General features: G+C 61.1%; 8 protein-coding genes. 2 read left to right on the forward strand and 6 right to left on the reverse strand.

Annotated elements, in window-relative coordinates; translation table 11 throughout:
• The coding region (locus AUR65_RS05930) for a DUF5518 domain-containing protein (RefSeq protein ID WP_058565968.1) at positions 1-308 on the reverse strand (308 nt) is incomplete at its 3' end.
• Between the two features lie 275 nt (positions 309-583).
• Here AUR65_RS05930 and AUR65_RS05935 point away from each other — a divergent pair.
• Positions 584-1,873, forward strand: a complete 1,290-nt coding sequence (locus AUR65_RS05935) for a tRNA (N(6)-L-threonylcarbamoyladenosine(37)-C(2))-methylthiotransferase (RefSeq protein WP_058565969.1) — start codon at positions 584-586, stop codon at positions 1,871-1,873.
• Between the two features lie 52 nt (positions 1,874-1,925).
• On the opposite strand, the gene AUR65_RS05940 is transcribed toward AUR65_RS05935, so the two are convergent.
• Positions 1,926-2,375: a GNAT family N-acetyltransferase gene (locus AUR65_RS05940; protein WP_058565970.1), complete on the reverse strand. Its 450-nt coding sequence runs from the start codon at positions 2,373-2,375 to the stop codon at positions 1,926-1,928.
• 91 nt (positions 2,376-2,466) lie between these two features.
• Here AUR65_RS05940 and AUR65_RS05945 point away from each other — a divergent pair, with 91 nt between their 5' ends.
• Entirely contained in the window at positions 2,467-3,057 is a 591-nt protein-coding gene (locus AUR65_RS05945; protein WP_058565971.1) for a S26 family signal peptidase, read from the forward strand.
• A gap of 15 nt (positions 3,058-3,072) precedes the next feature.
• Here AUR65_RS05945 and AUR65_RS05950 read toward each other — a convergent pair whose 3' ends face one another.
• The 4 genes from AUR65_RS05950 to AUR65_RS19465 all read right to left on the reverse strand — a co-directional run.
• Positions 3,073-4,008 carry a cation diffusion facilitator family transporter gene (locus tag AUR65_RS05950; RefSeq protein WP_058565972.1) on the reverse strand — a complete coding sequence of 312 codons (936 nt, stop codon included), beginning with the start codon at positions 4,006-4,008 and terminating at the stop codon, positions 3,073-3,075.
• A gap of 81 nt (positions 4,009-4,089) precedes the next feature.
• Positions 4,090-4,656: an HIT family protein gene (locus AUR65_RS05955; protein ID WP_058565973.1), complete on the reverse strand. Its 567-nt coding sequence runs from the start codon at positions 4,654-4,656 to the stop codon at positions 4,090-4,092.
• A gap of 325 nt (positions 4,657-4,981) precedes the next feature.
• The gene (locus tag AUR65_RS19460; RefSeq protein WP_146047387.1) at positions 4,982-5,455 is read right to left on the reverse strand and encodes a twin-arginine translocation signal domain-containing protein; all 474 of its coding nucleotides are present in this window, start codon (positions 5,453-5,455) and stop codon (positions 4,982-4,984) included.
• On the reverse strand, positions 5,455-6,189 hold a 735-nt coding region (locus AUR65_RS19465; RefSeq protein WP_233194320.1), incomplete at its 5' end, for a hypothetical protein. The genes AUR65_RS19460 and AUR65_RS19465, both read right to left, overlap by 1 nt.

The raw sequence follows: 6,189 nt of genomic DNA on the forward strand, positions 1-6,189 counted from the left end.
ATGATGACGACGGCCGCCGCGAACACGGTCAGGCCGAAGAACACGCCCGCGAACAGGACGTTCATAATCACGAGGCCGATGGCGACGATAATCGAGCCCAGCGTCGTGCCGACGAGGCCGTTGAGCGCACCGTCGGCCATCCCGGTCGTGACGAGGTAGCCGGCGACGAGGCCGCCGATGATACCCGTGAGGATGTAGCCGACCGTTGGCAGGGTGACGTTCGTGAAGGGGACCGTGAGGCCGCCGAGGATGCCGACGACTACGGTCGCGATGAACCCGTAGGCGATGGCGCGCATGTTGAACTTCATAGCGACTCTAAATACAACGCATGAGGTAATGAATTATATTCGTCTTTTGACGGATAATACGGCCGATGCGAGACTCCTCGGGGGCGGAGCGTCCGTCCGGCGCGATGCTCCGTCGGCCGTGTTCGTGCGGACGGAGGTCACGGCGTAGTGCGGAGGAGGCACTCACGGAGCGCGCGAACGAGCCTCGTGAGGCGCTATCACGGCCCGCGGACGCCGGCAGTCTCGGGGGAGACCGCGGCGTTTTTGCCCGCTGACCCGGTACGTGGGGTAACCGAATGGCCCGATACCACATCGAGACATACGGCTGTACCTCGAACCGCGGCGAGAGCCGCGCCATCGAGAGCGCGCTCCGCGACGCCGGTCACTACCGCGTCGACGGGCCCGAGGAGGCCGATGTCGCCATCATGAACACCTGTACGGTCGTGGAGAAGACGGAGCGGAACATGCTCCGTCGGGCCAAAGAGCTGGAGGCGGAGACGGCGGACCTCATCATCACGGGCTGTATGGCGCTCGCGCAGGGCAACGACTTCCGCGAGGAGGGCATCGACGCCCAGATTCTCCACTGGGACGACGTGCCCACCGCCGTCACGAACGGCGAGTGTCCGACCCCCGGTCCCGGCGTCGAACCCGTCTTGGACGGCGTCGTCGGCATCCTGCCTATCGCCCGCGGCTGTATGTCGAACTGCTCGTACTGCATCACGAAGTTCGCCACCGGCCGGGTCGATTCCCCCTCGGTCGACGAGAACGTCGAGAAGGCGCGAGCGCTCGTCCACGCCGGCGCGAAGGAACTCCGCATCACGGGGCAGGACACCGGCGTCTACGGCTGGGACAAGGGCGACCGGAAGCTCCCCGAGCTACTGGACCGCATCTGCACCGAAATCGACGGCGAGTTCCGCGTCCGCGTCGGCATGGCCAACCCCGGCGGCGTCCACGGCATCCGCGACGAGCTCGCCGCGGTGTTCGCCGAACACGACAAGCTCTACAACTTCATCCACGCGCCGGTGCAGTCCGGTTCCGACGAGGTGCTCGAACACATGCGCCGCCAGCACCGCGTCGATAAGTTCAGAGAAATCGTCGAGACGTTCGACCGTGAACTCGACTACTGGACGCTCTCGACGGACTTCATCGTCGGCTACCCGACCGAGACCGACGAGGACCACGAGCGGTCGATGGAACTGCTCCGCGAGATTCGCCCCGAGAAGGTCAACGTCACGCGCTTCTCGAAGCGCCCCGGCACCGACGCCGCCGACCTGAAGGGCCTCGGCGGGACGCTCAAGAAGGAGCGCTCCAAGGAGATGTCCGAGGCGAAGATGGACATCGTCGCCGCCGCCTACGACGAGATGGTCGGCGCGGAGCGCGAGGTGCTCGTCGTCGAGGAGGGAACCGGCGACTCCGTGAAGTGCCGCGACGAGGCCTACCGCCAGATAATCGTCCAGAACGCGACCGAACACGGCCTCGAACCCGGCGACTTCGCCCGCGTGAAGGTGACCGCCCACCAGACCGTCTACGCCTTCGCCGAACCGGTCGAGGCACAGCCCGAACCGCGGGAGCCGACCGCCGCCTGAGCGGCCGATTCTCCGCCGAATACGCGCCGTTCCGCCGACTCACACTCGTTTCTCAGTTCTCGTCGCGCCCGCGGACGCCGTCCTCGCCGACCCGGAGAAACATCCCTTTCGACGCCGGCGCGGTCGGTTCGAACCCCCAGCGCTCGTAGTAGCCGTCCACGTCGGCGAGGAGGTTCATGAAGGCCGACGGCGGGGCCTCGCGGTCGAGGTAGTCAACGAGCGCGTCCAGCACGCGAGTACCGAGGCCGCGGCCCTGATGGTCGGGGTGGACCGCCACGTCGACGACCTGAAACACGGTGCCGCCGTCGCCGACGAGCCGACCCATGCCGACTGTCTCGTCGCCGGTCGCTCCCTCGAAGACGACGCGCACGCCGAAAATCGTGTTCGGAACGCCGCGCTCGGCGGCCGCGAGAGACCGGGGAGGCATCCCGGCGGCGTCGCGGAGAGACACGTACGTTTCGGGGTCGGGAAACTCGGAGACGAGTCGGTAGTCGTCGGTCACGATTCGACCGTCGCGCCACCCGGTCCTAACGGTTTCTCTCACGCCGGCGTCGGCAACAAGATTGATAGCGACGCGAGGGGTGACAGCACCCGTGTCCGACGACAGCCCATCGGAGGCCCAAGCGTTCGCGAGAGACGCGCTGGAGACGGTCGCCGTCGTCGTCGCGGTCGGTGCGGTGCTCTTCGCGGTGAGCGGCGTGTGGCCCCCGATGGTCGCCATCGAGAGCGGGAGCATGCAACCCACGCTCGAACGCGGCGACCTCGTCGTCGTGACCGCGGAGGGTCGCTACGGCGGCCCCGCGGCCGACGACTACGGCGTCGTCACGGCGAACGCGAGCGAGGGGTACGGACGACTCGGCGGATCAGGCGACGTCGTCGTCTACGACGCGCCGTCGCGCGCCGGTTCACCCGTCATCCACCGCGCCGTCTTCTGGGTCGAGGACGGCGAGAACTGGTACGACCGGGCCAACGAGTCCTACGTGGACGGCGCGGACTCCTGTGCGGAACTCCTGAACTGCCCCGCGCCGCACGCCGGCTACGTCACCCGCGGCGACAACAACGACTACTACGACCAAGCGCGGGGCATCGCCTCGCCCGTCCGCCCCGACTGGGTGCGGGCGAAAGGCCAATTCCACGTGCCGTATCTCGGAGCGCTGCGGCTGGAAGCCCAGAGGCTGTTTTGAAAAACAGCCGGCGAATCAGCGACCGTCGCCGCCGTCGGGCGAGAACATGGTGTAGCGCTCCGTCTCGTCGTCTTCCTTCCACTCGCCGAGTTCCCGCGGGTCGATGTGGACGAACACGTCGTCGACCTCGTCGATGTTCCGAATCGCCTGCACGACCCACGTCTCGATGTCGTGAGCCTCGGCAATCGTCATGTCGCCTTCGACCTCGATGTGGAGGCTCACGTCGATTTCGGGGCCGACGTAGTGGGCGACCACGTCGTGTGCGCCGTAGACGTCGGGGTGCGACAGGGCGGTCTGGACGATGAGCGCCCGGAGGTACTCCGGCGGGGCGGCCCCGACGAGGTAGTTCACGTTGTCGCGGACGATTTCGTAGCCGGTGTAGACGATGCCGATGGAGACGACCATGGCGGCCAGCGGGTCCAAGATGGGGTAGCCGAACTGGCCGCCGACCACGCCGACGAGCGCCGCGCCGGCGGTGAGGATGTCGTTTCGGTTATCGACGCCGGCGGCGACGAGCGCGGGCGAGTTCTGCTCGCGGCCGACCGAGTAGCAGTAGCGGTAGAGGACGTACTTGGCCGCCGCCGCGACGACGAGGACGACGACGCCGAGCACCCCCGCGTCCCCGCCGTAGGTTCCGGCGAGGATGCTGGACGTGCTCTGCCAGAGAATCGCCCCGCCGCCGGCGAAGATACCGACCGCGACGAAAAGCGAGACGAACGGCTCGATTCGCTCGTGGCCGTGGGGGTGTTCCCAGTCCGGCGGCTTCGTCGTCAGGTAGAGGCCGCCGAGGATGATGGTGCTGTAGACAACGTCCGAGAGACTGTTGACCGCCTCGGACCCGAGGGCCAGACTCCCGGTCGTCCACCACACGCCGCCCTTCCCGAGGACGAGAAGCAGATTCGCCGCGAGGACGACGAACCCGACCCGACGGATGGCCCGCTTTCGCTCCATTACCGTGGCTTTCGGGAGTGGGGTTCAAATGCGCTTCGGGCCGGAGCGGCCTATTAGACGCACTCGACGTGAGTTTTAGAGTCAGTCTAATTCGAAGTAAACCGCGTCGTCGTCGCCGTCGACGGCCGCGCCGTCGAGCCCGGCGAACGCCTCGTGCAACTGGTCGTAGGAGTCGTCGAGGGCCTGCACGAGCACTTTCGTGTCGGAGATGACCGGCATGAAGTTCGTGTCGCCGCTCCACCGCGGGACGACGTGGGTGTGGAGGTGGTCGTCGATGGAGCCGCCGGCGGCCGAGCCGCCGAGGTTCTCACCCGCGTTGCAGCCGTCGGGGTCGAAGGCGGCGTCTAACGCGGTGAGCGTCTTCGACTTGAGCCGGGCGTGGTCGAGGAGTTCCACGTCCGAGAGGGCGGCGAACTCGCCGGTGTGGCGGTACGGGATGACCATGACGTGCCCCGGCGCGTAGGGGTAGTTGTTCAGGAGGACGAACGAGTGCGGGGAACGGGCGACGATTTTGCTCTCTCGGTCGTCGTCGCGCTCGGGGAGCGCACAGAAGGGACAGCGGTCGTCGTCCGGGTCGTCGGCGTCGGTGTCCTGGTCGTCGTCGCGGGCGACCCACTCGATGCGCCACGGGGCGAACAGTTGGTCCATGTGGGTGGACTGACGTCGACGGCCAAGACGTTTCGGTTGGCTGAAAGCGGTTTTAAATCCGGGGGAGTGGAGGGGTGATGAAACCGCGCTCAACCCCGGACTATCAGCAAGTACCGAAGTACGACAATACTGAGTACAACACCGAATAACCCGTACTCAATGCTGGTCGCATAAAAATAGAACAAGAATCCAATTATCGAACTGGATACGAGAATGACTATCCAACTCCGTTTATGGTTCGTTTTTTTACTGTTCATTTTGTTGTTTATATAGTGTCAATTTCATTGAAAATAGTTGGTGCTCAGAGTGGAGCTAGAGCTACGCTTTATCTTGTACCTTCATCCACTTTCACTGTTCGGTGGCTAGTATTTGCATGGGAACTACCATCATCTTGAACTTGCACTTCTATTGTATGTTTGTAGTCACCTGCACTTCCCTGAAAGCCATAGTAATCACCCTCTGCGTAGACTGTGTAATAGCCTTCACCAACTCCACCAGATTCTGTTTCATAAGTAATTCCATTGAACTCTTCACCTACGCCACCAGCATTTCCAGAAAGTGAATATTCTGCGTAGGTGAGAATTCCATCTTTGACATCCCATTCCACTCTTGCCTGTAGCTTTGACTTCTTGTTAATTCCTGAACCTTTTTGTGATTTATATACAACATAATACTTTGTACTTGCAGCAGCTGAAGACCCAATCATGCCTATTGAGAGTCCACTGATGCCAGCTGTTGCTACCGCGGAACGCTTCAGAAAACTACGACGCGACCGTTGGTTATCCATTCTTTCGTTCATTATACTGGGGAACTCTCTTCAGAGGTCCAATCGCCGGTCTCGTCTCCTCTAATCTCGATTCTTGCAGTAACTGTGCGCCAATCTGCACCTAGCTCTAATTTGAACTGTCCTGACTCCCATGCTGTGAAATAGTTTGAGTAAATATCTGTTTGACCAGACATCCTAGAGCCTTTCACATAATGCCCTGCCAATGCGTTTGACTGTCCAAAACTGCTATGGCTCAGCTCAGAGTAGCCATTTCCTTCGCCATGTGCATACCACTGGAAGTTAGCTTCAAAGGTATATTCCACTGTTCCAGCGATAGTTTTTCCCTTGGTAACTACTTCGACATGTATCGGTTCTACCGAAGAGGCTGCTACAGAGGATGTTCCTGTGGATAATTCAGCAGTATCGTTCAGATCTAATTTTTCAACAGACCACTCGATATTTTCTGCATAAAAATCGAGTACTGCAGAAACCTGTTCTGGAGTTAAATCGTCAGCGATATCTGGATTGTTCAATGGATCATTCTCTTCGATAAATGAGCCAACTTCCTGACTGTTATTTGGGTTGAAGTTATATTTTTGAGAACTTTTCTTCTCCCTTGCCGAGCCTGTTTTTGCAAGACCGGCTACCCCAAGCAGAGATATCCCACCGATTTTCATCACATTTCTTCGGGTTGTATTATCTTCCATGATGCAAGTTGGTAAACATGTACCAACTATATATATATATATATATATATATATATATAT

Source organism: Haloferax marisrubri, from assembly GCF_001469875.2.
GTDB classification, from domain to species: Archaea; Halobacteriota; Halobacteria; order Halobacteriales; family Haloferacaceae; genus Haloferax; species Haloferax marisrubri.

What these genes read in the sequence shown, in the direction of transcription:
- AUR65_RS05935 (WP_058565969.1), top strand. Translation starts at nt 584, where the DNA reads ATGGCCCGATACCACATCGAGACATACGGCTGTACCTCGAACCGCGGC.
- AUR65_RS05950 (WP_058565972.1), bottom strand. Translation starts at nt 4,008, where the DNA reads ATGGAGCGAAAGCGGGCCATCCGTCGGGTCGGGTTCGTCGTCCTCGCG.
- AUR65_RS05955 (WP_058565973.1), bottom strand. Translation starts at nt 4,656, where the DNA reads ATGGACCAACTGTTCGCCCCGTGGCGCATCGAGTGGGTCGCCCGCGAC.
- AUR65_RS19460 (WP_146047387.1), bottom strand. Translation starts at nt 5,455, where the DNA reads ATGAACGAAAGAATGGATAACCAACGGTCGCGTCGTAGTTTTCTGAAG.